Origin of the sequence: Pseudomonas sp. YuFO8 (assembly GCF_035065025.1) — a bacterium.
Classification (GTDB): domain Bacteria; phylum Pseudomonadota; class Gammaproteobacteria; order Pseudomonadales; family Pseudomonadaceae; genus Aquipseudomonas; species Aquipseudomonas putida_AE.
Genome location: NZ_JAXDEQ010000039.1, coordinates 1 through 25,284 on the forward strand (window position 1 = coordinate 1; position 25,284 = coordinate 25,284).

The following is a 25,284-nucleotide window of genomic DNA, read 5'->3' on the forward strand; positions in this document are numbered from 1 at the left end:
TCGTTGATTTCCACCAGCACGCGCCCCAACGCCGGGTTGAACACCGGTTGGGCGGGGCCTTCGCCGTTGATAAGTTGGCCGTTGATCAAGAGTTGGGTTTGCATGGTTCTGTCCTCTTTGGAACTGTTGTTTTACCTCTGAAGGAACCGGCTCAAAATGTGGGAGCGGGCTTGCTCGCGAAGGGGCCATCACCTCCAACATTGATGTCGGCTGACACACCGCTTTCGCTGGCAAGCCAGCTCCTACAAGATTCGGTTTCTTCAGTGGCTGAGTTGTCTGTTATTTCCCACCGCTACCCGCCACGCTCTCACCGCCCCGCGTCAGGTAATAGGCGCCGAGAATCGGCAGCATGGTCACCATCATCACCAGCATCGCCACGACGTTGGTCACCGGCACGTCCCGAGGGCGGCTGAGCTGGTTGAGCAGCCACAGCGGCAGGGTGCGTTCATGGCCGGCGGTGAAGGTGGTGACGATGATCTCGTCGAACGACAGCGCAAACGCCAACATGCCTCCGGCCAGCAGCGCCGAGCCCAGGTTCGGCAGGATGATGTAGCGGAAGGTCTGCCAGCCGTCGGCACCGAGGTCCATCGAGGCTTCGATCAGACTGTGGGAGGTGCGGCGCAAGCGGGCGATGACGTTGTTGTAGACGATCACCACGCAGAAGGTCGCGTGGCCGACGATGATGGTGAACATCCCCGGCTCGATGCCCAGCGTCTTGAACGTCGCCAGCAGCGCGATCCCGGTAATGATGCCGGGCAGGGCGATCGGCAGGATCAGCATCAGCGAGATGCCTTGCTTGCCGAAGAAGTCCCGGCGATACAGCGCCGCCGAAGCCAGCGTGCCGAGGACCATGGCGATCAGCGTGGCAATCGAAGCGATCTGCAACGACAGCTTGATCGCTTCCAGTACGTCGGGCCGCGAGAACGCCACGCCGATCCACTTCAGCGTGAAGCCCTTGGGCGGGAAGCTGAACGCCGCGTCTTCGGTGTTGAAGGCGTACAGGAAGATGATCAGGATCGGGAAGTGCAGGAACACCAACCCGCCCCAGGCTGCAATGCGCAAACCCAGGGATGCTTTTTCAGAGTGCATCGAAGGCCCCCAGTCGTTTGACGATGGACAGGTAAATGGCGATCAGCACGATCGGCACCAGGGTGAAGGCGGCCGCCATCGGCATGTTGCCGATCGCACCTTGCTGGGCGTAGACCATGCTGCCGACGAAGTAGCCCGGCGGGCCGACCAGTTGCGGCACGATGAAGTCGCCCAAGGTCAGCGAGAAGGTGAAGATGGAACCTGCGGCAATGCCCGGAATCGCCAGCGGAAGTGTCACTTGCATGAAGGTCTGGCGTGGCTTGGCGCCGAGGTCTGCCGAGGCTTGCAGCAAGGACGGTGGTAGGCGTTCCAGCGAGGCCTGGATCGGCAGGATCATGAACGGCAGCCAGATGTAGACGAACACCATGAAGCGTCCCAGGTGCGAGGTCGACAAGGTACTGCCGCCGACGCCGGGAATGCCCAGGATGAACTGCAAGACCGGCTCCAGCCCCAGGTGCTGGACGAACCACTGCGCCACGCCACCCTTGGCCAGCAACAGGGTCCAGGCATACGCCTTGACGATGTAACTGGCCCACATCGGCATCATCACCGCGATGTAGAAAAACGCCTTGGTCTTACCGGTGGTGTAGCGCGCCATGTAGTAGGCAATCGGGAACGCGACGATGGCGCTGGCGATCGAGACGACGACCGCCATGCTCAAGGTGCGCAGGATGATGTCGAAGTTCGATGGCTGGAACAGCGCGGCGAAGTTGGCCAGGGTAAGGTCGGGGGTGACCGCCATGGTGAAGTCGTCGAAGGTGTAGAAACCTTGCCACAACAGGGTCAGCAACGAGCCGAGGTAGATCGCGCCGAACCACAGCAGCGGCGGCACCAGCAGCATCGACAGGTACAGGTTCGGCCGGCGATACAACAGGTTGGAAAATCGGCGCAACGGCGAGCCACTGGCCGGGTTTTGCGGGAGAGCGACGCTGGTCATTTCACACCCCACCCACGATGGTGTCGTGCAACGGGATCATCGCTTCGCGCGCCCAGCGTGCGCTGAGGCGTTGCCCGGTCTGATGTTGCGCGCTGGTATCGAGCCACTGATTGTTGGCCTGGCTGATGTTCAGGGTCTGGCCATTTTCCAGCTTCAGTTCATAACGTGTGGCGCTGCCCTGGTACTGGATGTCGTGCAGTAAACCGCTGACTTCGATTTCGTGCGCGGCCAGTGGGCCTTCGGCGAAACGCACGTGTTCCGGGCGAATCGAAAACGGTTGTGGATTGCCGCTCAACTGCTGCGCCAGATCGCCGCGAATCACGTTGGACGTGCCGACGAATTCCGCCACGAACGTGGTCGCGGGCTTCATGTACAGGTTACGCGGCGAATCGACCTGTTCGATGCGACCCTTGTTGAACACGGCGACGCGATCGGACATCGACAGCGCTTCGGTCTGGTCGTGGGTGACGAAGATAAAGGTGATGCCGAGCTGGCGTTGCAGCTTCTTCAGTTCACTCTGCATTTGCTCGCGCAGCTTCAGGTCGAGCGCGCCCAAGGGTTCGTCGAGCAGCAGCACACGCGGACGGTTGACCAGGGCGCGGGCAAGGGCTACGCGCTGGCGCTGGCCACCGGACAGTTGCACCGGTTTGCGCTCGCCGTAACCGCCGAGGGCGACCATGTCGAGGGCTTCTTCGGCGCGTTTGCGGCGTTCGGCCTTGCCGACGCCTTTGACTTTCAAGCCATAGGCAACGTTGTCGAGTACGTTCATGTGTGGGAACAGCGCGTAATCCTGGAACACGGTGTTCACGTCACGCTGGTACGGTGGCAGGCCGGCGGCCTCCTCGCCATGAATGCGGATCGAGCCCGCGCTCGGTTGTTCAAAACCGGCGATCAGGCGCAGGCAGGTGGTTTTGCCCGAGCCCGAAGGCCCAAGCATGGAGAAGAACTCGCCGTCCTGGATGTCGATGGAAACCCGGTCAACGGCTTTCACTTCGCCGAACTGACGGGAAACGTTGGTGAACTGGACTGCAAGCGTCATGGTGCGGTGCTCCGAAAAGGCGAGGGCCGTCGCAGCGGCCCTGCCTGGACTTCTGAAAAAACGAGAAACGGTCAACTACAGCCGAATGCCTTGCTCGGCAGTGGCAACAGAGGTGGTCAACTGTGGGAGCTGGCCTGCCGGCGATGGCGTCAGCACCGTCAATACTGTGTTGCCTGTTACTCCGCCATCGCCGGCAGGCCAGCTCCCACAGGGATCTACTTCATTTCAGGGATCGCGCAGACTAGCGACCGCCCATGATCGCGATGTAGTCCTGGGTCCAGCGGCTGTACGGCACGAACTTGCCGCCTTCGGCCTGTGGGGTTTTCCAGAAGGCGATCTTGTCGAACTGGTCGAACCCATTGGTCTTGCAACCTTCGGCGCCGAGCAGTTCGCTTTCCTTGCACGCGGCCGGTACCGCTGGCAACGAACCGAACCACGCCGCCACGTCACCCTGGACTTTCGGTTGCAGGGACCAGTCCATCCATTTGTAGGCACAGTTGGGGTGCTTGGCTTCGGCATGCAGCATGGTGGTATCAGCCCACCCGGTGGCGCCTTCTTTCGGGATGGTCGAGGCGATCGGCTGTTTCTCGTTGACCAGGCCGTTGACCTGATACGGCCAGGCCCCGGACGCCACCACGCCTTCGTTCTTGAAGTCACTCATCTGCACGGTGGTGTCGTGCCAGTAGCGGTGGATCAACGGCTGCTGCGCGCGCAACAGATCGAGCACCGCCTTGTATTGCGCTTCGGTCAGTTCGTAGGGGTTCTGGATGCCCAGTTCCGGCTTGGCAGTCTTGAGGTACAGCGCCGCGTCGGCGATGTAGATAGGGCCGTCATAGGCCTGCACGCGGCCCTTGTTCGGCTTGCCGTCCGGCAGGTTTTCGGCATTGAACAACACGCCCCAGCTGTCGGGCGCGGTCTTGAAGACGTTGGTGTTGTACATCAATACGTTTGGACCCCACTGGTACGGGGTGCCATAGGTCTGGTTGTTGACCACATACCACGGCGCATCTTTCAGGCGCGGGTCGAGGTTCTTCCAGTTCGGGATCAACGTCGTGTTGATCGGCTGCACCCGCTTGCCGACGATCAGGCGCAAGGAAGCGTCTCCGGACGCCGTCACCAGGTCATAACCGCCCTTGGCCATCAGGCTGACCATTTCATCGGAGGTCGCCGCGGTTTTAACGTTCACCTTGCAGCCGGTTTCCTTCTCGAAACCGGTCACCCAGTCGTAGGCCTTGTCGCTTTCGCCACGTTCGATGTAGCCGGGCCACGCCACGATATCGAGTTGCCCTTCGCCGGCACCGACAGCCTGCAACGGCTCGGCGGCCTGGACACTGGCACTGGCCAGCAGCGCGGTGGTGATTGCACTGAGCAGTGCGGTCTTGTGCACGAACATGGAATTTCCCTCTTCTTCAAATTATGGTCGGGGCAGTGGTGAACGTGGTGAACGTGGTGAAGCATGCCGCTATCGGCTTGTTATTAGCGTAGTCAGAGATGTTGCCCGTGGCGGGCCATGATGTGCCGCACCACGCTGTAGTCCTGGAGCGAATCGCTGGACAGGTCCTTGCCGTAGCCCGATCGCTTGAGCCCGCCGTGGGGCATTTCGCTGACCAGCATGAAATGGCTGTTGATCCAGGTGCAGCCATATTGCAACCGCGCGGCGACCTGCATCGCCTTGTCCAGGTTCTGGGTCCAGACCGAGGACGCCAGGCCGTATTCCGAGTCGTTGGCCCAGTCCACGGCTTGTTCGAGCTGATCGAAGCGGGTCACGGTGACCACCGGCCCGAACACTTCGCGCTGGACGATTTCATCGCCTTGCTTGCAACCGGCGAGCAACGTCGGCTGGTAATAGAAGCCGGCGCCTGAATGCACCGCCGCACCGGTCACCCGTTCGATGTGTGGCTGGCCGAGGGCGCGCTCGACGAAGCTGGCCACGCGGTCGCGCTGGCGGGTGCTGATCAGCGGGCCGATTTCGTTGTCGGCATCGCGTTTGCCGGCGAAACGCAGGCTGCTGACCGCCGCGCCGAGTTCGGCCACCAGGCGGTCGTGAATGCCGGCCTGGGCATACACCCGGCAAGCGGCGGTGCAATCCTGCCCGGCGTTGTAGTAGCCGTAGGTGCGCACGCCTTCGACCACCGCCTGGATGTCGGCATCGTTGCAGACGATCACCGGCGCTTTGCCGCCCAGTTCGAGGTGCGTGCGCTTGAGGGTTTTTGCCGCGGCCTGGAGGATTTTCTGCCCGGTGACGATATCGCCGGTCAGCGACACCATGCGCACCTTGGGGTGGCTGACCAGATGACTGCCGACGCCTTCGCCGCCACCGCAGACAATGTTGATCACGCCGGGCGGCAGGATCTCGGCCAGCGCCGGGGCCAACGCCAGGATCGACAGGGGGGTGTGCTCCGATGGCTTGAACACCAAGGTGTTGCCGGCGGCCAGGGCCGGGGCGATTTTCCACGCGGCCATCATGATCGGGTAATTCCACGGCGCGATGGACGCAACCACTCCAATAGGATCACGACGCACCATGCTGGTGTACCCGGGCAGGTACTCGCCGCTGAGCTGGCCGGTCTGGCAGCGCACGGCGCCCGCGAAAAAGCGGAACACATCGACCGTGGCGCTCAGGTCGTCCTGGCGGGCCAGGTGCAACGGCTTGCCGCAGTTCAGGGATTCGAGGCGGGCGAGCAGGTCGGCGTTTTTTTCGATGGCGTTGGCGATATCGAGCAACAGGTTCGAGCGCTGCTGCGGCGTGGTTCGCGACCACCCGGCAAAGGCGCGGTGGGCGGCGAGGATGGCGGCTTCGACTTGTTCGGTGCTGGCTTCGGCGATGTGCGTCAGGACTTCGCCTGTGGCCGGGTTGAGAATCGGTTCGACACGGCCTTGCCCGGCGACCAATTCACCCTCGATCAACAATGCGGTGAACAACGGGGTCTGCGGGCCAGCCATTTTGCGGGTTCTCTTTTCTTGTGTGGCCATGTTGCTCCCTGTGACTGGGGCTGGCCGTCTTATATGGATGCATCAAGACTAGTGCGCAGACCCGAGGTCGACAAATTCTAAATACTGAAGGCGGCGTTCGATTAAATAGATGGCTTGCGCCCGCCGTGGGGTTGCTCGCGGGCGACGGTCAGGAACGGGTCCACCAGGGCCGGGCGCGCGGTCCCGCGGCGCCAGGCCAGGCCGACATCCAAGGTATGGCTGAGGTCGGCAATCGGCCGCGCTTCGATGATGTCGCCCTCCAGTGACCATGGCCGGTAAGTCATGTCGGGCTGGATCGACACGCCAAGGCCGGCAGCCACCAGGCTACGCACCGCTTCGGTCGAGGCGGTGCGCAGGGTGATGCGCGGTTGCAGGGAGGCGGCTGTCCACATGCGCTGGGCATTGCGGTCCATTTCATCGACGTTCAATTGAATCAGCGGTTCGCGGGCCACGTCGGCGAGGTTGATACTGTCGTGTTCCAGCAGCGGGTGCTGGGCCGGCAGCCACAGCCGATGGGGCGAATGGGTCAGCACTTCGGTCTGCAGGGCGTGGCGGTCTTCGAGGTTGGAGAGGATCAACACGCCGACATCGATCTCGCCGCTGACCAGCAAGTGTTCGATGTAGGGGCGTTCGTCTTCCATCACGCGGATTTCGACGTTGGGGTAGGCGCGTTGGAAACGCGTGAGCAGGTCCGCCAGGTAGTAACCGGCCACCAGGCTGGTCACCCCGACGATCAATTGCCCGGCCACCTGGTCGGTGCTTTGTTGCAGGCTGCGCTTGGCGTTGTCCACGGTAGCCAGGATCAAATGCGCCTGGCGCAGGAACTGGTGCCCCTGATGGGTCAGGGTCATGCCCTTGGCGTGGCGATTGAACAGGCCGACGCCGATTTCCTGCTCCAGTTGCTGGATCGCCAGGGTCAGGGTGGACTGGGAAATGAACGCGGTTTGCGCGGCGGCGGAGATCGAGCCGGTCTCGGCCACGGCAATGAAATGACGGATTTGACGCAAGGTCATCATGAAGAGCGTACCCGGTGGGCAGTTTTATAGATTTTATCGAGTGTATATCGTTTTTTTAGAGGGTAGCTGTAAGTCACCTGCGCAAAGCGTGAGCAACATCTGGAAGCAATCTAACAGGCCGTTTTCGGGCACTTTCGATCTAGGCTGGTGGCCTTAAGGTCTGGTTGTACCTTTTAGTGGAGGCGGAAAATGAACACCCGTGGATTGCTCGACCAGCTACTCAAATCCGGTCAGGACATGTTGCAGAACAAGACCGGTGGTGCCCGTAACACCTCGTCCAACGCAGGATTGGGCGGGTTACTCGGCGGCACCGGAGGCTCGGGCGGTCTCGGCAGCCTGCTCTCCGGTGCGGGCGGGGGGGCGTTGGCCGCCGGGGCCATGGGCCTGCTGCTGGGTAACAAGAAGGCGCGCAAGGTCGGGGGCAAGGTCGCGGTCTATGGCGGTCTCGCCGCATTGGGCGTGCTGGCCTACAAGGCCTATGGCAACTGGCAGGCCCAGCAGGGCACGGCGCCGAGGACCGAACCGCAGACCCTCGATCGCTTGCCGCCGGCGCAAGTCGAGCAGCACAGCCAGGCGATTCTCAAGGCCCTGGTGGCCGCAGCCAAGGCCGACGGTCATGTCGATGCGCGCGAACGCGAGCTGATCGAAGGCGAGTTCAGCAAGCTCGACAACGACCAGGAGCTGCAACACTGGCTGCACGCTGAACTGAACAAACCGCTGGACCCGGGCGATGTTGCCCGCGCCGCCAGCACTCCGGAAATGGCTGCGGAAATGTACATCGCCAGCGTGATGCTGGTGGATGAGGAGAGTTTCATGGAGAAGTCCTACCTCGATGAACTGGCGCGCCAGCTCAAGCTGGAACCGGGATTGAAGGCCGAGCTGGAGAAACAGGTTCGCCAGGCTTCCCTGTAGGCGTCTGCCTTGAAAGATCGCAGCCTGCGGCGGCGCCCACAGGCGCGTAGGAGCTGCCGAAGGCTGCGATCTTTTGACTTTGATCCTGTCAATCACGCTTTTTTGCCCACGGGATAAGAACTGGCGCAACCGTCTTATAAATGAAACAGTGCCCTCGGCTATACTCCCCGCATTTCGAAATGCCCCCGAGGATTGACTGTGAAGAACTGGACGTTGCGCCAACGCATTTTGGCGAGCTTTGCGGTAATTATCGCCATCATGTTGCTGATGGTGGTCGTCTCGTATTCGCGCCTGTTGAAGATCGAGAGCAGCGAAGCCAGCGTTCGTGAGGATGCGCTGCCGGGGTTGTATTACAGCTCGATGGTGCGCGGCGCCTGGTCCGACAGTTATCTGCGGATGCTGGAGATGCTCGGCCTGGAACAGGGGCAGGGCTTCACCGCCAAGGATGCGTCAGACTTCAAGGACTTCTCCGCGCGTCTGCTGGACCAGATGGAGCTTTATCGCCAGACGGTCACCACGGACGAGGACAAGGTCGAGTACGCCGCCTTTGAAAAACTCCACGCGGATTACCACCGGATCCTGATTGCCGTTACCGAGTTGCATAAACGCAATCAGGACGCCGAAGCCATCAGGATGTTCAACGAAGAGCTGACCCCGACCTGGACGGCCGGGCGCATGAAGCTCAGCGAAATTCTGCGTCACAACAAAGCCGTGGCAGACCAGGCTGTTGCAGCCATCGACGATGCGGTGATCACCGCGAAAGTCATCATGGGTATTTCCCTGGTGTTCGCCGTGCTGGCCGCCGGCCTCTGCGGCCTGCTGTTGATGCGCGCGATCATGGCGCCGATGAATCGCATCGTGCAAATCCTCGAAATCATGCGCACGGGCGATCTCAGCACGCGCCTGAATCTTGAGCGCAAGGACGAATTCGGTGCCGTGGAAACCGGCTTCAACGACATGATGGCCGAGCTGACCTCTCTGGTGTCCCAGGCCCAGCGCTCGTCGGTGCAGGTGACCACCTCGGTCACCGAGATCGCCGCGACCTCCAAGCAACAACAGGCCACCGCCACCGAAACGGCCGCGACCACCACTGAAATCGGCGCGACTTCCCGTGAAATCGCCGCCACCTCCCGTGACCTGGTGCGCACCATGACCGAAGTGTCCACCGCCGCCGACCAGGCCTCGGTGGCCGCCGGCTCCGGGCAACAGGGCCTGGCGCGCATGGAAGAAACCATGCATTCGGTGATGGGCGCCGCCGACCTGGTCAACGCCAAGCTGGCGATCCTCAACGAGAAGGCCGGCAACATCAACCAGGTGGTAGTCACCATCGTGAAGGTCGCCGACCAGACCAACCTGTTGTCGCTCAACGCGGCGATCGAAGCCGAGAAGGCCGGCGAATACGGTCGCGGTTTTGCCGTGGTCGCCACCGAAGTGCGGCGCCTGGCGGACCAGACCGCCGTCGCCACCTACGACATCGAACAGATGGTGCGCGAGATTCAATCGGCGGTGTCGGCCGGTGTGATGGGCATGGACAAGTTCTCCGAGGAAGTGCGCCGTGGCATGTTCGAGGTGCAGCAGGTCGGCGAACAGCTGTCGCAGATCATCCATCAGGTCCAGGCGCTGGCGCCGCGGGTATTGATGGTCAACGAAGGCATGCAGGCCCAGGCAACCGGCGCCGAACAGATCAACCACGCGCTGGTGCAATTGGGCGATGCCAGCAGCCAGACCGTCGAATCCCTGCGCCAGGCCAGTTTCGCTATCGACGAGCTGAGCCAGGTGGCCGTCGGGCTGCGTAGCGGCGTCTCGCGATTCAAAGTCTGATGAGCGAACTCACGGCCAGGCGCGTCGTCGTGAAACAGGCGGCGCAGGCGCTGTTTCTGGTGTTTCGAATCGGTCACGAACGATATGCCTTGCAGGCGATCGAGGTGGCGGAAGTGCTGCCGCGCCTGCCATTGAAGCCGATTGCCCAGGCGCCGCACTGGGTGGCCGGGGTATTGGCCTATCGCGGCGCGGTGGTGCCGGTTATCGACCTCAGCGCATTGACCTTCGGTACGCCCGCGCAGGCGCGCACCAGCACGCGGTTGGTCCTGGTGCATTATCGCCCGGAGGCAACCGCCGAGGCGCAATTGCTCGGGCTGATCCTGGAACGGGCCACCGACACCTTGCGTTGCGACCCGGCGGATTTTCAGCCCTATGGCCTGGACAATCCCCAGGCGCGGTATCTGGGGCCCGTGCGTGAGGATGCCCAGGGATTGTTGCAATGGGTGCGGGTGGCCGAGTTGCTGGACGATCAGGTGCGTGCGCTGTTGTACCCGACGCCACCCCTGGACCTGACCGGGCTGGAGGCGCAGCGATGAGCAGCGACCAGCGCTTTTTCGATTTCCTCAAGGAACGCATCGGCCTCGACGTGACGTCAGTCGGCCCGGCGATCATCGAGCGTGCGGTGCGTCAACGCAGTGCTGCGTCCCAGGCGCAAACGGCCGACGAGTACTGGCGCACCTTGCAGTGTTCAAGCGACGAGCAGCAGGCGTTGATCGAAGCGGTGATCGTCCCCGAGACCTGGTTTTTCCGTTACCCGGAATCCTTCGCCACCCTGGCGAAACTGGCGAGCAGACGCCTGGCCGATCTCAACAACATGCGCGCCCTGCGGATTCTCAGCCTGCCGTGTTCCACCGGTGAAGAGCCTTATTCGATCGCCATGGCACTGCTGGATGCCGGGCTCAAGCCGCATCAGTTCAAGGTCGACGGCATGGACGTCAGCCCGCTGTCGGTGGACAAGGCGCGACGTGCGTTGTACGGCAAGAATTCATTTCGCGGTCAGGACATTGCTTATCGCGACCGCTATTTCAGCGCCGAGAACGACGGCTATCGACTCACCGCTCGGGTCCTCGATCAGGTGCGCCTGCAGGTCGGCAATCTGCTCGATCCGGCCTTGCTCGCCAGCGAGCCGCCCTACGACTTCGTGTTCTGCCGCAATCTGCTGATCTACTTCGACCTGCCGACGCAAAAGCAGGTTTTCGAAGTGCTCAAGCGCTTGACCCATGTCGACGGCGTGCTGTTTATCGGCCCGGCCGAAGGCAGCCTGCTGGGGCGCCTGGGCATGCGCTCGATTGGCATCGCGCAGTCCTTTGCCTTCAGTCGTCATAGCGCTCCAGAGCCCGAACCTCTGCCGGCATTCGTCCCCACGCCGTTGCCGATGCCGCAACCTGTGCGCCGGATTGCGCCGGTACCGACTCAACGGCGCCCGTTCGCCAGCGTTGCGCAGGCATCGCACCCGCTTAAACCGAACAACTTCGAGGCCGCCGCGCTGCTGGCCAACGTCGCCGCGCTGGCCAACGAAGGCAAGAGTGCCGAAGCCCGCGCCGCCTGCGATCATTATCTGCGCCACCACGAACCGGTGGCCCAGGTGTTCTATTGGCTGGGACTGCTCAGCGATGTCGCCGGCAGTGTCCTCGAAGCCCAGGGTTTTTATCGCAAGGCGTTGTACCTCGAACCGCAACATGCCGACGCGTTGATGCACCTTGCCGCCTTGCTGCAATCCCAGGGCGATACCGCGGGAGCCAGACGATTGCAGGACCGCGCCGCCCGCAGCGAGCGCGCCGCTGACAGTGAGCGTAAACGATGATCGCCTCCGACTCCTTGAGCGTCACCCATGAAGATGCCCAGGCCATCGATGATTGCTGGAACCGTATCGGCATCCATGGCGACAAGTCCTGCCCGCTGCTGATCGAACACATCCATTGCCGCAATTGCGCGGTGTATTCGGCGGCCGCAACGCGTCTGCTGGACCGTTACGCGTTGCAGCAGGAAGACCGCGGCTCAGTGTCCGTTGAGGTCGAGAGCGAGGTGCAAACCCGTTCGCTGCTGATGTTTCGCCTCGGCGAAGAATGGCTGGGGCTCGCCACCCGCAGCCTGGTGGAAGTGGCGCCGTTGCAAACCATTCACTCCTTGCCGCATCAGCGCTCCCGGGCCTTGCTCGGGGTGGCGAATGTGCGGGGCGCGCTGGTGGCGTGCCTCTCGTTGGTCGAGTTGCTGGGGCTCGATAGCGTCGGCAGCGTGGCCACTGGTGCGCGGGTCATGCCGCGGATGCTGATCATTGCCGCCCACGGCGGTCCGGTGGTGGTGCCGGTAGACGAAGTGGACGGGATTCATGCCATCGACGAACGCATCCTCGACGCGGCGTCCCGCTCTGGCGCGCAGGCCAGTGCCAAGTACACCCGTGGCGTGCTGCAATTCAAAGGTCGCAGCCTGCGTTGGCTGGATGAACAGCAGTTGTTGTCCGCCGTGACCCGGAGCCTCACATGACCCCCGAGCAAATGCGCGACTCCTCTTTATTGGAACTGTTCAGTCTGGAAGCCGAGGCCCAGACCCAGGTGCTCAGCGCAGGTCTGTTGGCGCTGGAGCGTGATCCGACCCAGGCCGATCATCTCGAATCGTGCATGCGTGCGGCGCATTCGCTCAAAGGCGCGGCGCGAATCGTCGGCGTCGATGCCGGCGTCAGCGTCGCGCATGTCATGGAAGATTGCCTGGTCAGTGCCCAGGAAGGGCGCCTGTACCTGCGCCCGGAGCACATCGACGCGCTGCTGCAAGGCACCGATTTGCTGATGCGCATCGCGACGCCGAACAGTGTGTCGGGGCCTGCGGAAATCGACGCCTATGTCGCGTTGATGGGGCGTTTGCTCGATCCGATGGCTGCCGAGGTAGCGAACCTGGCACCCGCCGCGCCGCTGATGGCAGAGCTGCAACTCGAAGCGCCCGCACCGGTGATGGAAGAGCCGGAGCCGCTGCCGGTCTCGCCGAAACAACCCCGGCGCACTACCGAAAACGGCGAGCGCGTGCTGCGGGTCACGGCCGAACGTCTGAACAGCCTGCTTGATCTGTCGAGCAAATCCCTGGTGGAAACCCTGCGGCTCAAACCGCACCTGGCCACCATGCAGCGGCTCAAGCGCATGCAGAGTAACAGCCTGCGGGCCCTGGAAAACCTCAACGTCCATCTCAAGGACCAGGCCCTGAGCCTGGAAGCCCGGGAAACCCTCGAAGATGCCCGCCGGCTCCTGGCTGAGTCCCAACAATTACTGGCGGAAAAAAACGCCGAGCTGGACGAGTTCGCCTGGCAGGCCAGCCAGCGTGCGCAGGTGTTGTACGACACCGCCCTGGCGTGTCGCATGCGGCCGTTCGCCGATGTCCTGACCGGCCAGGTACGCATGGTTCGCGACCTCGGTCGTAGCCTCGGCAAGCAGGTGCGGCTGGAAATCGAGGGCGAGAAAACCCAGGTCGACCGTGATGTACTGGAGAAACTCGAGGCGCCCCTGACGCACCTGCTGCGCAACGCCGTGGATCACGGAATCGAAACCCCGGAACAACGCCTGTTGGCCGGCAAGCCGGAGGAAGGCGTGATCCGTCTGCGCGCCTCCCATCAAGCCGGCTTGCTGGTGCTGGAGCTGAGCGATGATGGCCATGGCGTCGATCTGGAAAAAGTGCGGCGCAGCATCGTCGAACGCCAATTGTCCCCGGCCGATACCGCCGCGCAACTGAGTGAAGAGGAGCTGCTGACGTTCCTGTTCCTGCCTGGCTTCAGCCTGCGCGACAGGGTCACCGAAGTCTCCGGGCGCGGTGTCGGCCTGGATGCGGTGCAGCACATGGTCCGCCAGTTACGCGGCGCGGTGGTGCTGGAGCAGACGGCGGGCGAGGGCAGCCGCTTCCATCTCGAAGTGCCACTGACCTTGTCGGTGGTGCGCAGCCTGGTGGTGGAAGTCGGCGACGAGGCCTATGCCTTCCCGCTGGCTCACATCGAACGCATGTGCGATCTGGAACCGGCGGATATCGTCCAGGTCGAGGGGCGCCAGCATTTCTGGCACGAAGGCCGGCATGTCGGGCTGGTGGCGGCCAGCCAGTTACTGCAGCGCCCGGCGAACCAGCTGGCTCAGCAAACCCTGAAAGTCGTGGTGATCCGTGAGCGCGATACGATTTATGGCGTTGCGGTCGAGCGCTTCATCGGTGAGCGGACCCTGGTGGTGCTGCCCCTGGACGAGCGTCTGGGCAAGATCCAGGATATCTCCGCCGGGGCCTTGCTCGACGACGGTTCGGTGGTGTTGATCGTCGATGTCGAGGACATGCTGCGTTCGGTGGACAAACTGCTCAACACCGGGCGCCTGGAGCGCATCGCGCGTCACAGCAGCCAGGCCGTCGAAGCGGCCCGCAAGCGGATCCTGGTGGTCGACGACTCCCTGACCGTGCGTGAGCTGCAGCGCAAACTGTTGCTCAATCGAGGTTATGACGTGGCCGTGGCGGTGGATGGCATGGATGGCTGGAACGCCTTGCGCTCGGAGGATTTCGACCTGCTGATCACCGACATCGATATGCCGCGCATGGACGGCATCGAGCTGGTGTCGTTGTTGCGCCGGGACAATCGCCTGCAATCGCTGCCGGTGATGGTGGTGTCCTACAAGGATCGTGAAGAAGACCGTCGTCGTGGACTGGACGCCGGGGCCGACTATTATCTAGCCAAAGCCAGCTTTCACGACGACGCCCTGCTCGATGCAGTGGTTGAGCTCATTGGAGGAGCACGGGCATGAAGATCGCGATAGTCAACGATATGCCCATGGCCGTGGAAGCATTGCGCCGGGCATTGGCCTTCGAGCCGGCACATCAGGTGATCTGGGTGGCGGGCGATGGCCGGGAGGCGGTGCGAAAGTGTGCCGAACAGACGCCGGACCTGATCCTGATGGACCTGATCATGCCGGTGATGGACGGCGTGGAAGCTACCCGGCGCATCATGGCTGAAACGCCCTGCGCGATCGTCATCGTCACCGTCGATCGCCAGCAGAATGTGCATCGGGTGTTCGAGGCCATGGGCCATGGCGCCCTGGACGTGGTCGACACACCCGCCCTCGGCGCGGGCAATGCCCAGGAAGCGGCGGCCCCGCTGTTGCGCAAGATCATGAACATCGGCTGGCTGATCGGCGACAAGGGCAATCGGGAGCGACCGGCACCGAGTCCCGCGCGCAGTAGCGGCCCGCGCCAGAGCCTGATCGCCATCGGTTCATCCGCTGGCGGGCCGGCGGCCCTGGAAATCCTGCTCAAAGGCCTGCCCCGGGATTTTTCCCCGGCCATCGTGCTGGTGCAACACGTCGACCAGGTCTTCGCCGCCGGCATGGCCGAATGGCTCGGCAGCGCCAGCGGCCTGAAGGTGCGCCTGGCCCAGGAGGGCGAGCCGCCGCAAGGCGGCACCGTGCTGCTGGCGGGCACCAATCACCATATTCGTTTGTTGAAGAACGGCACCCTGGCCTACACGGCCGAACCGGTCAACGAGATCTACCGGCCCTCCATCGACGTGTTTTTCGAGAGCGTGGCCAGTTACTGGAACGGTGATGCGGTTGGCGTTTTGTTGACCGGCATGGGGCGTGATGGGGCGCAAGGGCTTAAACTCATGCGCCAGCAAGGTTACCTGACCATCGCGCAGGACCAGCAGAGCAGTGCGGTGTACGGCATGCCCAAGGCGGCTGCGGCCATCGATGCCGCTGTGGAAATACGCCCGCTGGAAAAGATAGCGCCTCGTTTGCTGGAGCTTTTTCCCAAATGACCCTCTCAACAGCAATCCTGGCCCAAGCAGTTTCAGGTGAACGCACATGAATGAATTACAGCTCGACGACTTCAAGACTGACGAAAATGCCGCCATGGTGCTGTTGGTGGACGATCAGGCCATGATCGGCGAGGCAGTTCGACGTGGGTTGTCGAACGAAGACAATATCGACTTCCACTTCTGCGCCGACCCGCACCAGGCCATTGCCCATGCCGTGCGCATCAAGCCGACGGTGATCCTGCAGGACCTGGTCATGCCCGGCCTCGACGGCCTGAGCCTGGTGCGCGAATACCGCAAACACCCGGCGACCAAGGACATTCCGATCATCGTCCTGTCGACCAAGGAAGACCCGCTGATCAAGAGCGCGGCGTTCGCGGCCGGGGCCAACGATTATCTGGTCAAGCTGCCGGACAACATCGAACTGGTCGCGCGCATTCGCTATCACTCGCGCTCCTACATGACGCTGCTGCAGCGTGATGCGGCGTACCGCGCCTTGCGGGTCAGCCAGCAGCAGCTGCTCGACACCAACCTGGTGCTGCAACGCCTGATGAACTCCGACGGCCTGACCGGGTTGTCGAACCGTCGGCATTTCGATGAATACCTGGAGCTGGAATGGCGCCGTTCGCTGCGCGAGCAGAGCCAATTGTCGCTGCTGATGATCGATGTGGACTACTTCAAGACCTACAACGACACCTTCGGCCACCTGGAAGGCGACGAAGCCCTGCGCCAGGTCGCCGCGGCGATCCGTGACGCCTGCGCCCGACCTTCCGACCTGCCGGCCCGCTACGGCGGCGAAGAGTTCGCCCTGGTGCTGCCCAACACCTCCCTCGGCGGCGCGCGCCTGGTGGCGGAAAAACTACGGATGACCGTGGCGGCGCTGAAGATCCCGCATATAGCCCCGACCGAAGGCTCGAGCCTGACCATCAGCATCGGCCTGTCGACCATCACCCCGACGGCAGGCAGCAATTGCCGGGAATTGATCTCGGCGGCGGACAAAGGGCTGTACCTGGCGAAGCACAATGGGCGGAATCAGGTGGGGATTGAGTGATCTGCAATTTCTACCAAACGACATAGAACCTGTGGGAGCCGGGCTTGCCCGCGATGACGGTATGTCAGTCGACGAAAGTATTGGCTGTCAGGCCCTCATCGCGGGCAAGCCCGGCTCCCACAGGGTTCTGCGTCATCGCAAAGATCCCCTGTAACCACGTCTTTTCGGCCAGGCGGACTGCCGTTTTCGGCCGTTTGCCGGTATACTCGCCGGCTTTCAAAAGTTCGCCAACGAGTGCTGCCCGCCATGGAAATCAACCCGATCCTTAACACCATCAAGGACCTGTCCGAGCGCTCCGAAACCATTCGGGGGTATCTTTGACTACGATCAAAAGCATGAGCGTCTGACTGAAGTCAATCGCGAGCTTGAAGATCCGAGTGTCTGGAACAAGCCTGAATACGCCCAGGAGTTGGGGCGCGAGCGCGCTGCGCTGGCGCAGATCGTCGACACCCTCGACGAATTGAACACCGGTCTGGCCGATTGCCGTGACCTGCTGGACATGGCCGTCGAAGAAAACGACGAAGGCGCAGTGGGCGATGTCGTCGCCGAGCTGGCCCGTCTCGAGGAAAGTCTGGCCAAGCTGGAATTCCGCCGCATGTTCAGCCATGAAATGGACCCGAACAACGCGTACCTGGACATCCAGGCCGGTTCCGGCGGCACCGAAGCCCAGGACTGGGCGAACATTCTGCTGCGCATGTACCTGCGCTGGGCCGATAAACGCGGTTTCGACGCGACCATCATGGAGCTGTCGGCCGGTGAAGTCGCCGGTATCAAGGGCGCGACCGTGCACATCAAGGGCGAATACGCCTTTGGCTGGCTGCGTACCGAAATCGGCGTGCACCGCCTGGTGCGCAAGAGTCCGTTCGACTCCGGCAACCGTCGCCACACCTCGTTCTCCGCGGTATTCGTTTCCCCTGAGATCGATGACAAGGTGGAAATCGAGATCAATCCGGCAGACCTGCGGATCGACACCTATCGTTCCTCCGGTGCCGGTGGTCAGCACGTAAACACCACCGACTCGGCCGTACGTATCACCCACGTACCGACCAACACCGTGGTCAGCTGCCAGAACGAACGTTCCCAGCACGCCAACAAGGACACCGCCATGAAAATGCTGCGGGCCAAGTTGTACGAGCAGGAAATGCAGAAACGCAACGCCGCGTCCCAGGCGCTGGAAGACACCAAGTCGGACATCGGCTGGGGTCACCAGATCCGTTCCTACGTTCTCGATGCCTCGCGCATCAAGGACCTGCGGACCAACATCGAACGCAGCGACTGCGACAAGGTACTCGACGGCGATATCGACGAATACCTGGAAGCCAGCCTGAAATCCGGTCTGTAATACACTGACACACCGCGATCCCCTGTAGGAGCCGGCTTGCCGGCGATCCCCGGCCGCAGGCCGGGGACAACGAACCAGATGGAATATTTAAAGACATGAGCGACCTAGAACTCGACCCGCAAGCCCTGCAACAGGAAGAAAACTCCCTGATCGCCCTGCGCAAGGAAAAGCTTGCTGCCGAGCGCGCCAAGGGCAATGCCTTCCCGAACGACTTCCGCCGCGAAAACTACTGCAATGACCTGCAGAAACAGTACGCGGACAAGACCAAGGAAGAGCTGGCAGAGGCTGCAATCCCGGTCAAGGTTGCCGGTCGCATCATGCTCAACCGTGGCTCGTTCATGGTGATCCAGGACATGACCGGTCGCATCCAGGTCTACGTCAACCGCAAGACCCTGTCCGAAGACACCCTGGCTGCGGTGAAAACCTGGGACATGGGCGACATCATCGCCGCCGAAGGCACCCTGGCCCGTTCCGGCAAGGGCGACCTGTACGTTGAAATGACCAACGTGCGCCTGCTGACCAAATCCCTGCGCCCGCTGCCGGACAAGCACCATGGCCTGACCGACACCGAACAGCGCTATCGCCAGCGTTACGTTGACCTGATCGTCAACGAAGACGTGCGCCAGACCTTCCGCGTGCGTTCGCAAGTCATCGCCCACATCCGCAGCTTCCTGATGAAGCGTGACTTCCTGGAAGTGGAAACGCCGATGCTGCAGACCATCCCGGGTGGTGCGGCAGCCAAGCCGTTCGAAACCCACCACAACGCGCTGGACATGGAAATGTTCCTGCGTATCGCGCCAGAGCTGTACCTCAAGCGCTTGGTGGTTGGCGGTTTCGAGAAAGTGTTCGAGATCAACCGCAACTTCCGTAACGAAGGCGTTTCGACTCGTCACAACCCTGAATTCACCATGTTGGAGTTCTACCAGGCCTACGCCGACTACGAAGACAACATGGACCTGACCGAAGAACTGTTCCGTGAACTGGCTCAGTTGGTCCTGGGCAGCACCGACGTGCCTTACGGCGACAAAGTGTTCCACTTCGGCGAGCCGTTCGTGCGCCTGTCGGTATTCGACTCGATCCTCAAGTACAACCCTGAGTTGACCGCCGACGACCTGAACGACATCGACAAGGCTCGCGACATCGCCAAGAAAGCCGGCGCCAAGGTGCTGGGCTTCGAAGGCCTGGGCAAACTGCAAGTGATGATTTTCGAAGAGCTGGTCGAGCACAAGCTGGAACAGCCGCACTTCATCACCCAGTACCCGTTCGAGGTGTCGCCGCTGGCCCGTCGCAACGACGAGAACCCGAACGTCACCGACCGCTTCGAGCTGTTCATCGGTGGTCGTGAAATCGCCAACGCCTACTCCGAGCTGAACGACGCGGAAGACCAGGCCGAGCGTTTCATGGCTCAGGTGGCCGACAAGGACGCCGGCGATGACGAAGCCATGCACTACGACGCCGACTTCGTTCGCGCGCTGGAGTACGGCATGCCGCCGACGGCGGGTGAAGGCATCGGCATCGACCGCCTGGTGATGCTGCTGACCAACTCCCCGTCGATCCGCGACGTGATCCTGTTCCCGCACATGCGGCCGCAAGCGTAAGTGTTTCAACTAAAAAGCCGCCTGAAATAGGCGGCTTTTTATTGCCTGTCTGGTACAAACGTATCAAATAGTTACTTTTGAAGTAGAGAGGAATACCTGTCGTGAACTCTGCAATAGCTCAAGAAGGTGCAGCGGGTATCGCCACTGCGGTCGCTGAAAGCGTTCAGTACCAGGGCCGCAAGGCCAGCCGGCAGGGCAGCGAACAGCGTCGACAGGACATTCTCGATGCCGCAATGCGCATCGTCGTGCGTGATGGCGTACGGGCCGTGCGCCACCGTGCGGTAGCCGCTGAGGCTGAAGTGCCATTATCGGCGACCACTTACTACTTCAAGGATATCGATGACCTGCTCACCGATACCTTCGCCCAATACGTGGAACGCAGCGCGGCCTACATGGCCAAGTTGTGGGTGAACAACGAGGGCCTGCTGCGCGACATGATCGCCAGCGGCGACGGCAGCCCGCAGGCGCGTTCAAAACTGGCGGACGACATTGCGCGGTTGATGACCGAGTATGTTCATCGGCAACTGGTGACCCGTCGTGAACACTTGATGGCCGAGCAGGCGTTCCGTCAGGAAGCACTGTTGAACCCGCGCCTGGCCGAATTGGTGCGCTCCCATCAGCAAATCCTGCTGCAGGGATCCTGCCAGCTCTTCCAGGTGCTGGGCTCCCACGAGCCGCAACAGGATGCCAAAGTGTTGACGGCGATAATCGGACGGATGGAATATCAGGGCCTGCTCAACGACGCCGAGCCGGGCGCCGAAGAGGAAATGCTCGGCATACTGACGCGTTATATGCATTTGGTGCTGGCGTCGGTTTAATCCCTGTAGGAGCGAGCTTGCTCGCGATGGTCTGACATTCAACATCTTTGTTGTCTGACACACTGCCATCGCGAGCAAGCTTGCTCCTACAGTGGACAGTGTTGTTTCAAAGGGAGTGTTGAATGAGAGTCTGGCGTGTCGTAGTGATCGCCTTGTCGTTCCTGCTGCTCAGTGGCTGCCTGGTCACCTTCAAGGAGCCGCTGCCCACGAGCGAGCCCGTGCCCAAGGGGTTGCTCGGAAAATGGACCAGCACCAACGCCTGGGGTGAGCCGGTCAACCTGGAACTGACGCGCATCGGCGACAATCACTATCAGGCGGTGAGCTACTTCAGGGCCAGGCCCAAGGAGCGCGAAGCCTATCCCTTCACCGTGTCGCGCCACGGCAGCCGCTGGTATCTTTCGGCGAAAGTGCCGGCGCAGTTCGGCGGGCATTTCACCATTGGCGGGTTTGAGCTCACCGACAAGCATGAACTGGTGGTGTACAACCTCGACCTCGAACAGATCAAGCAGGCCCTGGGGCAGAACGTCTTGAGCGGCGAGAGCTTTCAGACCGACGACGGCGATGGCGTGTTGATCAACAGTCAGATGGACCAGGTGTCCGCCTACCTCGACGACCCGGCCAATTCCGATGTGTTCGTCGAAGTGGTGCGTTACCAGCGCCAGGCCAAAGCCAAGTAAACCAGCACAGAAGATTTCTACGGGAGTTTCGGGTGGACGATTACCAGCAGTCGATACGCATTTTGTCCGATCGCATTGTGCTGGCACAGACGCCGATTCGCGTCCTCGATGCGGTCAAATGGGACGACAACATCCGCAAGGGTTTCCTGAAGGCCAAGGGCAAGGAAATGCCGGCGGTGGACCGCGACTACTACCTCAACCGTCCGTTGGCTTTCGATTCCAGCAAGGTGAAGCTGGAGTTCCAGAACATCGAGCGCGACATCACCCGCCAGCTGGGTCAGTTCAACCCGGTCGGGCAGATCATGCGCCGCATGTGCAAGGAATACCGCATGGTGGTGCGCATGCTCGAAGCGCGCGGCACCGAGGATTTTGGCCTGATTTCCCAGGAGTTGTACGGCGCTGCGTCCGACGCGTTCCATGCCGGCGACCCGACGTTATCCGACCTGGGCATGATGTTGTCCGAATACCTGAACAACATCGACGGTCGTGGCGACCTCAAGGATGAACCGAAGACGCTGACGGCCAAGGATGCGGTCGACATGTTGCAGCATCGCCTGAACAAGGTGTTTGGCGAAGCCGAGGAAACCATCCGGGTGTTCGAATCCGACGGGATCGTCGCCGATGCGGCGGCCGGCGCCGACTACATCAAGATCCGCTCCGACGCGATGTTCAACCAACGCGACGTGCGCGCCCTGGAGGTTCACGAAGGGCTGGTGCACGTGGGCACCACGCTCAACGGCCTGAACCAGCCGATCTGCACCTTCCTGTCCAAGGGCCCGCCGTCGTCGACGGTAACCCAGGAAGGCCTGGCGATCCTGATGGAAATCATCACCTTCGCCTCCTATCCGAGTCGCCTGCGCAAACTGACCAACCGCACTCGCGCCATTCACATGGTGGAGGAGGGCGCGGACTTCCTGCAGGTGTTCGAGTTCTTCCGCGAACAAGGTTTCGAAATGCCCGAGAGCTACAGCAACGCCAGTCGCGTTTTCCGCGGCTCGGTGCCGACAGGTCTGCCCTTTACCAAAGACTTGTCCTACCTCAAGGGCTTCATCATGATTTACAACTACATTCAGCTGGCGGTGCGCAAAGGCAAGCTGGAGCAGATACCGCTGCTGTTCTGTGGCAAGACCACCCTGGAAGACATGCGCACCTTGCGCCTGCTGGTGGACGAAGGGTTGGTGGTACCACCCAAATACCTGCCGGAGCAGTTTCGGGACATGAACGCGTTGTCGGCGTGGATGTGCTTCTCCAACTTCCTCAACCACCTGAGCCTGGACCGGATCGAGGCGGATTACTCCAATATCCTTTAATCACGACACCTTCTGTAGGAGCTGGCTTGCCAGCGAAGAACGATAACGCGGTGCGGCAGGTAAACCGCGTTACGGCGTTCGCTGGCAAGCCAGCTCCTACAGAGTCAGATATTCACATATATCGCGAGGTTTCAACGGATGAGAATCCTCGGCATCTTCTGCCTTCTCCTGGCGCTGAGCGGTTGCAGCTCCCTGCTGTTCTACCCCGAGCCCGGCCAGCTGTTCACCCCGGAAAAAGCCAAGCTCGAATACCGCGAGGTCACCCTGACCACCGCCGACGGCCTCAAGCTGAACGCCTGGTGGCTGCCGGCGAAAAAGGGTGTCGAGGTCAAGGGCACCGTCCTGCACCTGCACGGCAACGGCGGCAACCTGCCCATGCACCTGGGCGGCAGCTGGTGGTTGCCCAAGGAGGGTTATCAGGTACTGCTGGTGGACTACCGCGGTTACGGCTTGTCCGAGGGCGAGCCGAGCCTGCCGGCGATCTATCAGGACATCGACGCCGCGTTCAAATGGCTCGACCAGGCCCCCGAGGTCAAGGGCAAGCCGCTGATCCTGCTGGGCCAAAGCCTCGGTGGGGCGATGGCCGTTCACTACCTAGTGCAACACCCCGAGCGGCAAAAACAGCTCAAGGCGTTTGTGCTCGATGGCGTACCCGCCAGCTACCGCAGCGTCGGTCGCTATGCGCTGAGCAATTCATGGGTGTTCTGGACGTTCCAGGTGCCGCTGTCCTGGCTGGTGCCGGATGGCGACAGCGCGATCAATTCCATGGCGCAGCTCAACGGCGTGCCGAAACTGATCTATCACAGCATCGACGATCCGATCGTGCCTCTTTCCAACGGCATCCGTCTGTATCAAGCTGCGCCGCCGCCGAGAGTGCTGCAACTGACCCGTGGCGGTCACGTGCAGACATTCGCCGACCCGGTGTGGCGCAAGGTCATGCTGCGTTTTCTTGAAGACCCGCAGCATTTCAACGGCCTGCGCCGCCTGGGCGAAATCCCCAATTACCCGGCGCCCGAACCTTCTGAAAATGAACCACCAGAGAGCCCGCAATGAGTGAAGAACGCAACGCCATCCCGCTGATCATCACCGGTATCTGCAGCATCCTGGGCACCGTCGCTGCCTTGTGGTGGTACGGCTACCTGCATTTCGCCAAGCCAGAGGATGCGTTGCTGCTCAACGAATTCACCATGCTCAAGACCGTGCCCGGCGAAGACTACAAAGTCTCCCTGGAACCGGCGGCGCAAGTGGCGCAGTGCATAGATGGGGTGTTGGTATTGTTCGACACTGAGCAGAAAGGCCTGACCGGCGTGCTTGTCAACGAGCGGAAAAAAGCCGTGCGTTGCATGGGGCAGGAAACCCCGCAGAAGCTCGAGCAGTAAACACAAATCAACTGTGGGAGCCAGCCTGCTGGCGATTGCGATTGAACATTCAACTTTGATGTTGATTGATACACCGCTATCGCCAGCAGGCTGGCTCCCACAGGGGACTATGTAAGACTGCTAATTGGGTGTTGGCGCTCTTAAATGTGGGAGCCAGCCTGCTGGCGATTGCGATTGAACATTCAACTTTGATGTTGATTGATACACCGCTATCGCCAGCAGGCTGGCTCCCACAAGGGGCTGTGTAACGACTGATTACTGAGTGTTGGCACTCACCGCCGAACGCGGGATCACCGGCTGGTTGTCATTGGAAATCGTCACTTCCACTCGGCGGTTCTGCGCCCGGCCCGAAGTACTGGTGTTATCCGCCACCGGGTATTCCTTGCCATAACCCTGAGCGACGATGCGGGTCGGGTCGACACCCATCTTCACCAGTGCCATGCGCACGGAGCCCGCTCGGCGTTCCGACAACGACTGGTTGTGCGAGGCGGTACCGGTACTGTCGGTGTAGCCCTCGACAATCGCCTTGCGATCCGGGTTGTCCCGCAGGTACTGCGCCAGTTTGTTGATGTTCACCAGACCGTTGGATTTCAGCTCGGCCTTGTCGGTGGCGAACAGCACATCACCGAAGGTCACCAGCGTGCCGCGATCGGTCTGCTTGGCGTTGAGGCTGTCCTGCAGCTGTTTGATCTGCTGGTCGCGGGCGTCCAGACGGGCCTGGGCCCGTTGCGCGGAAGCGTTTTTCAGGTTGGCTTCGGCGGTGCGCAGGGCGATGGTCTGTTTCGCCACTTCGACGCGCTGGTTGGTCAGGTAGGCCAACTGGTCGACCTTGGCCGCGTCTTCCTTGTCCAGATAAGCCTTGTCGGCTTTGTCCAGGTAATCGCTGGCTTCCTTGGTTTCCAGCGCCGCGACTTTGCTCGCCTGCGGGTTGGCTTGCAGGCCAGCATAGTTGGTGCGGGCCTGTTCAAGGCTGGGGTTCGGTGGCGTGGAGCACGCAGCCAGGGCGACGCTTGCGGCCAGCAGGGCAGGGATCATCACGTGTTTGTAATTCATGCTTTTGGAAATCATGGTTTCGTCCTTTTAGTCGAAAAGAAATACGTCGGGCCGCGCCGTTACTGAACGGTGCGCTGGCTTTCCTGACGCAGTTCCTGAACTCCTTTCTGAGAGTCCTTCACAGTCTGTTCGGCTTTCATCGCCTGGGCTTTGCGCTCGGCGACGCGAGCATCCCACTCAGCCTGTTCGGCCAGGGTCCTGGCTTGATCGTACTTTTTGTCATGCATGGCAATTTCGGCTTGCTTGAGCTTGTCCTGGGCAGCCTTCATTTCCACCGCAGCGAATTCGGTACCACCGGCGCTGACGGCGTCGTTGACCGCGGACTCGGTGACGGCAAATTGCTCGCTGGGTGGGTTACCGGCGCAACCGGCCAGTACCAGGCTGCCGCCGATCGCCAGTGCCGCCATTTTCAGGCTGTGCAGGGAAGAAAATGTGCCAGTTCGGGTTTTCATCGTTTTCAACTCCATGGGGCTAACTCCTGAGAAACGTGAACATCCATCCTGGGCAAGGA

23 protein-coding genes are annotated in these 25,284 nt (G+C 61.6%); 15 read left to right on the forward strand and 8 right to left on the reverse strand.

The window, feature by feature from the left end; genetic code table 11:
* Positions 1 to 279: 279 nt before the first annotated feature.
* The 6 genes from SOP95_RS25440 to SOP95_RS25465 all read right to left on the reverse strand — a co-directional run bounded on the left by SOP95_RS25440 (position 280) and on the right by SOP95_RS25465 (position 7,054).
* The gene (locus SOP95_RS25440; RefSeq protein WP_046816458.1) at positions 280 to 1,089 is read right to left on the reverse strand and encodes an ABC transporter permease; all 810 of its coding nucleotides are present in this window, start codon (positions 1,087 to 1,089) and stop codon (positions 280 to 282) included.
* Positions 1,079 to 2,026: an ABC transporter permease gene (locus SOP95_RS25445; RefSeq protein WP_046816459.1), complete on the reverse strand. Its 948-nt coding sequence runs from the start codon at positions 2,024 to 2,026 to the stop codon at positions 1,079 to 1,081. The genes SOP95_RS25440 and SOP95_RS25445 overlap by 11 nt, the downstream gene beginning before the upstream one ends.
* Before the next feature lies 1 nt (position 2,027).
* On the reverse strand, positions 2,028 to 3,065 hold the full coding sequence (locus SOP95_RS25450) for an ABC transporter ATP-binding protein (RefSeq protein ID WP_274077210.1): 1,038 nt from the start codon (positions 3,063 to 3,065) through the stop codon (positions 2,028 to 2,030).
* Between the two features lie 241 nt (positions 3,066 to 3,306).
* Positions 3,307 to 4,458, reverse strand: coding sequence for a putative ABC transporter substrate-binding protein YdcS (gene ydcS / locus SOP95_RS25455; protein WP_323608721.1), 1,152 nt, complete (start codon positions 4,456 to 4,458; stop codon positions 3,307 to 3,309).
* 92 nt (positions 4,459 to 4,550) lie between these two features.
* Positions 4,551 to 6,008 carry a gamma-aminobutyraldehyde dehydrogenase gene (locus tag SOP95_RS25460; protein ID WP_274077217.1) on the reverse strand — a complete coding sequence of 486 codons (1,458 nt, stop codon included), beginning with the start codon at positions 6,006 to 6,008 and terminating at the stop codon, positions 4,551 to 4,553.
* 131 nt (positions 6,009 to 6,139) lie between these two features.
* Entirely contained in the window at positions 6,140 to 7,054 is a 915-nt protein-coding gene (locus tag SOP95_RS25465; RefSeq protein ID WP_323608722.1) for a LysR family transcriptional regulator, read from the reverse strand.
* Positions 7,055 to 7,243: 189 nt separating this feature from the next.
* Here SOP95_RS25465 and SOP95_RS25470 point away from each other — a divergent pair, with 189 nt between their 5' ends.
* From SOP95_RS25470 to SOP95_RS25540, 15 genes are all read left to right on the forward strand, one after another.
* Entirely contained in the window at positions 7,244 to 7,966 is a 723-nt protein-coding gene (locus tag SOP95_RS25470; protein ID WP_323608723.1) for a tellurite resistance TerB family protein, read from the forward strand.
* A 198-nt stretch (positions 7,967 to 8,164) separates the two neighbouring features.
* Positions 8,165 to 9,787, forward strand: coding sequence for a methyl-accepting chemotaxis protein (locus SOP95_RS25475; protein ID WP_323608725.1), 1,623 nt, complete (start codon positions 8,165 to 8,167; stop codon positions 9,785 to 9,787).
* On the forward strand, positions 9,787 to 10,323 hold the full coding sequence (locus SOP95_RS25480; RefSeq protein WP_323608726.1) for a chemotaxis protein CheW: 537 nt from the start codon (positions 9,787 to 9,789) through the stop codon (positions 10,321 to 10,323). The genes SOP95_RS25475 and SOP95_RS25480 overlap by 1 nt, the downstream gene beginning before the upstream one ends.
* On the forward strand, positions 10,320 to 11,591 hold the full coding sequence (locus SOP95_RS25485; protein WP_274077204.1) for a CheR family methyltransferase: 1,272 nt from the start codon (positions 10,320 to 10,322) through the stop codon (positions 11,589 to 11,591). Before SOP95_RS25480 ends, SOP95_RS25485 begins: the two co-directional genes overlap by 4 nt.
* Positions 11,588 to 12,271, forward strand: coding sequence for a chemotaxis protein CheW (locus SOP95_RS25490; RefSeq protein WP_274077203.1), 684 nt, complete (start codon positions 11,588 to 11,590; stop codon positions 12,269 to 12,271). Before SOP95_RS25485 ends, SOP95_RS25490 begins: the two co-directional genes overlap by 4 nt.
* Complete coding sequence (locus SOP95_RS25495; RefSeq protein ID WP_323608727.1) at positions 12,268 to 14,541, forward strand: hybrid sensor histidine kinase/response regulator; 2,274 nt, start codon at positions 12,268 to 12,270, stop codon at positions 14,539 to 14,541. Before SOP95_RS25490 ends, SOP95_RS25495 begins: the two co-directional genes overlap by 4 nt.
* Complete coding sequence (locus SOP95_RS25500; RefSeq protein WP_323608728.1) at positions 14,538 to 15,548, forward strand: chemotaxis response regulator protein-glutamate methylesterase; 1,011 nt, start codon at positions 14,538 to 14,540, stop codon at positions 15,546 to 15,548. Before SOP95_RS25495 ends, SOP95_RS25500 begins: the two co-directional genes overlap by 4 nt.
* 46 nt (positions 15,549 to 15,594) lie before the next feature.
* Positions 15,595 to 16,596, forward strand: coding sequence for a PleD family two-component system response regulator (locus SOP95_RS25505; protein WP_323608729.1), 1,002 nt, complete (start codon positions 15,595 to 15,597; stop codon positions 16,594 to 16,596).
* Between the two features lie 246 nt (positions 16,597 to 16,842).
* Positions 16,843 to 17,938, forward strand: a protein-coding gene (gene prfB / locus SOP95_RS25510; RefSeq protein WP_109790603.1) for a peptide chain release factor 2 whose coding sequence is annotated in 2 segments (ribosomal slippage) — positions 16,843 to 16,914 and positions 16,916 to 17,938 — 1,095 coding nt in all. Because the reading frame shifts where the segments join, the coding sequence is not laid out codon by codon here.
* Between the two features lie 95 nt (positions 17,939 to 18,033).
* A complete protein-coding gene (gene lysS, locus SOP95_RS25515) occupies positions 18,034 to 19,536 on the forward strand; it encodes a lysine--tRNA ligase (protein WP_274077199.1) in 1,503 nt (500 codons plus the stop codon).
* Positions 19,537 to 19,637: 101 nt separating this feature from the next.
* A complete protein-coding gene (locus tag SOP95_RS25520; RefSeq protein ID WP_274077198.1) occupies positions 19,638 to 20,354 on the forward strand; it encodes a TetR/AcrR family transcriptional regulator in 717 nt (238 codons plus the stop codon).
* A gap of 122 nt (positions 20,355 to 20,476) precedes the next feature.
* The gene (locus SOP95_RS25525; RefSeq protein ID WP_274077197.1) at positions 20,477 to 21,031 is read left to right on the forward strand and encodes a hypothetical protein; all 555 of its coding nucleotides are present in this window, start codon (positions 20,477 to 20,479) and stop codon (positions 21,029 to 21,031) included.
* 32 nt (positions 21,032 to 21,063) lie between these two features.
* Entirely contained in the window at positions 21,064 to 22,341 is a 1,278-nt protein-coding gene (locus SOP95_RS25530; protein ID WP_274077196.1) for a flavohemoglobin expression-modulating QEGLA motif protein, read from the forward strand.
* A gap of 138 nt (positions 22,342 to 22,479) precedes the next feature.
* On the forward strand, positions 22,480 to 23,394 hold the full coding sequence (locus SOP95_RS25535) for an alpha/beta hydrolase (protein WP_323608731.1): 915 nt from the start codon (positions 22,480 to 22,482) through the stop codon (positions 23,392 to 23,394).
* Positions 23,391 to 23,720: a hypothetical protein gene (locus SOP95_RS25540; RefSeq protein ID WP_274077194.1), complete on the forward strand. Its 330-nt coding sequence runs from the start codon at positions 23,391 to 23,393 to the stop codon at positions 23,718 to 23,720. The genes SOP95_RS25535 and SOP95_RS25540 overlap by 4 nt, the downstream gene beginning before the upstream one ends.
* Before the next feature lie 255 nt (positions 23,721 to 23,975).
* Here the strand turns inward: SOP95_RS25540 and SOP95_RS25545 are convergent, their stop codons facing one another.
* Positions 23,976 to 24,773 (reverse strand): OmpA family protein, encoded by a 798-nt coding sequence (locus SOP95_RS25545; RefSeq protein ID WP_274077216.1) that lies wholly within the window; start codon positions 24,771 to 24,773, stop codon positions 23,976 to 23,978.
* A gap of 59 nt (positions 24,774 to 24,832) precedes the next feature.
* Positions 24,833 to 25,240: a DUF4398 domain-containing protein gene (locus tag SOP95_RS25550; protein WP_274077193.1), complete on the reverse strand. Its 408-nt coding sequence runs from the start codon at positions 25,238 to 25,240 to the stop codon at positions 24,833 to 24,835.
* Between the last annotated feature and the right edge of the window lie 44 nt (positions 25,241 to 25,284).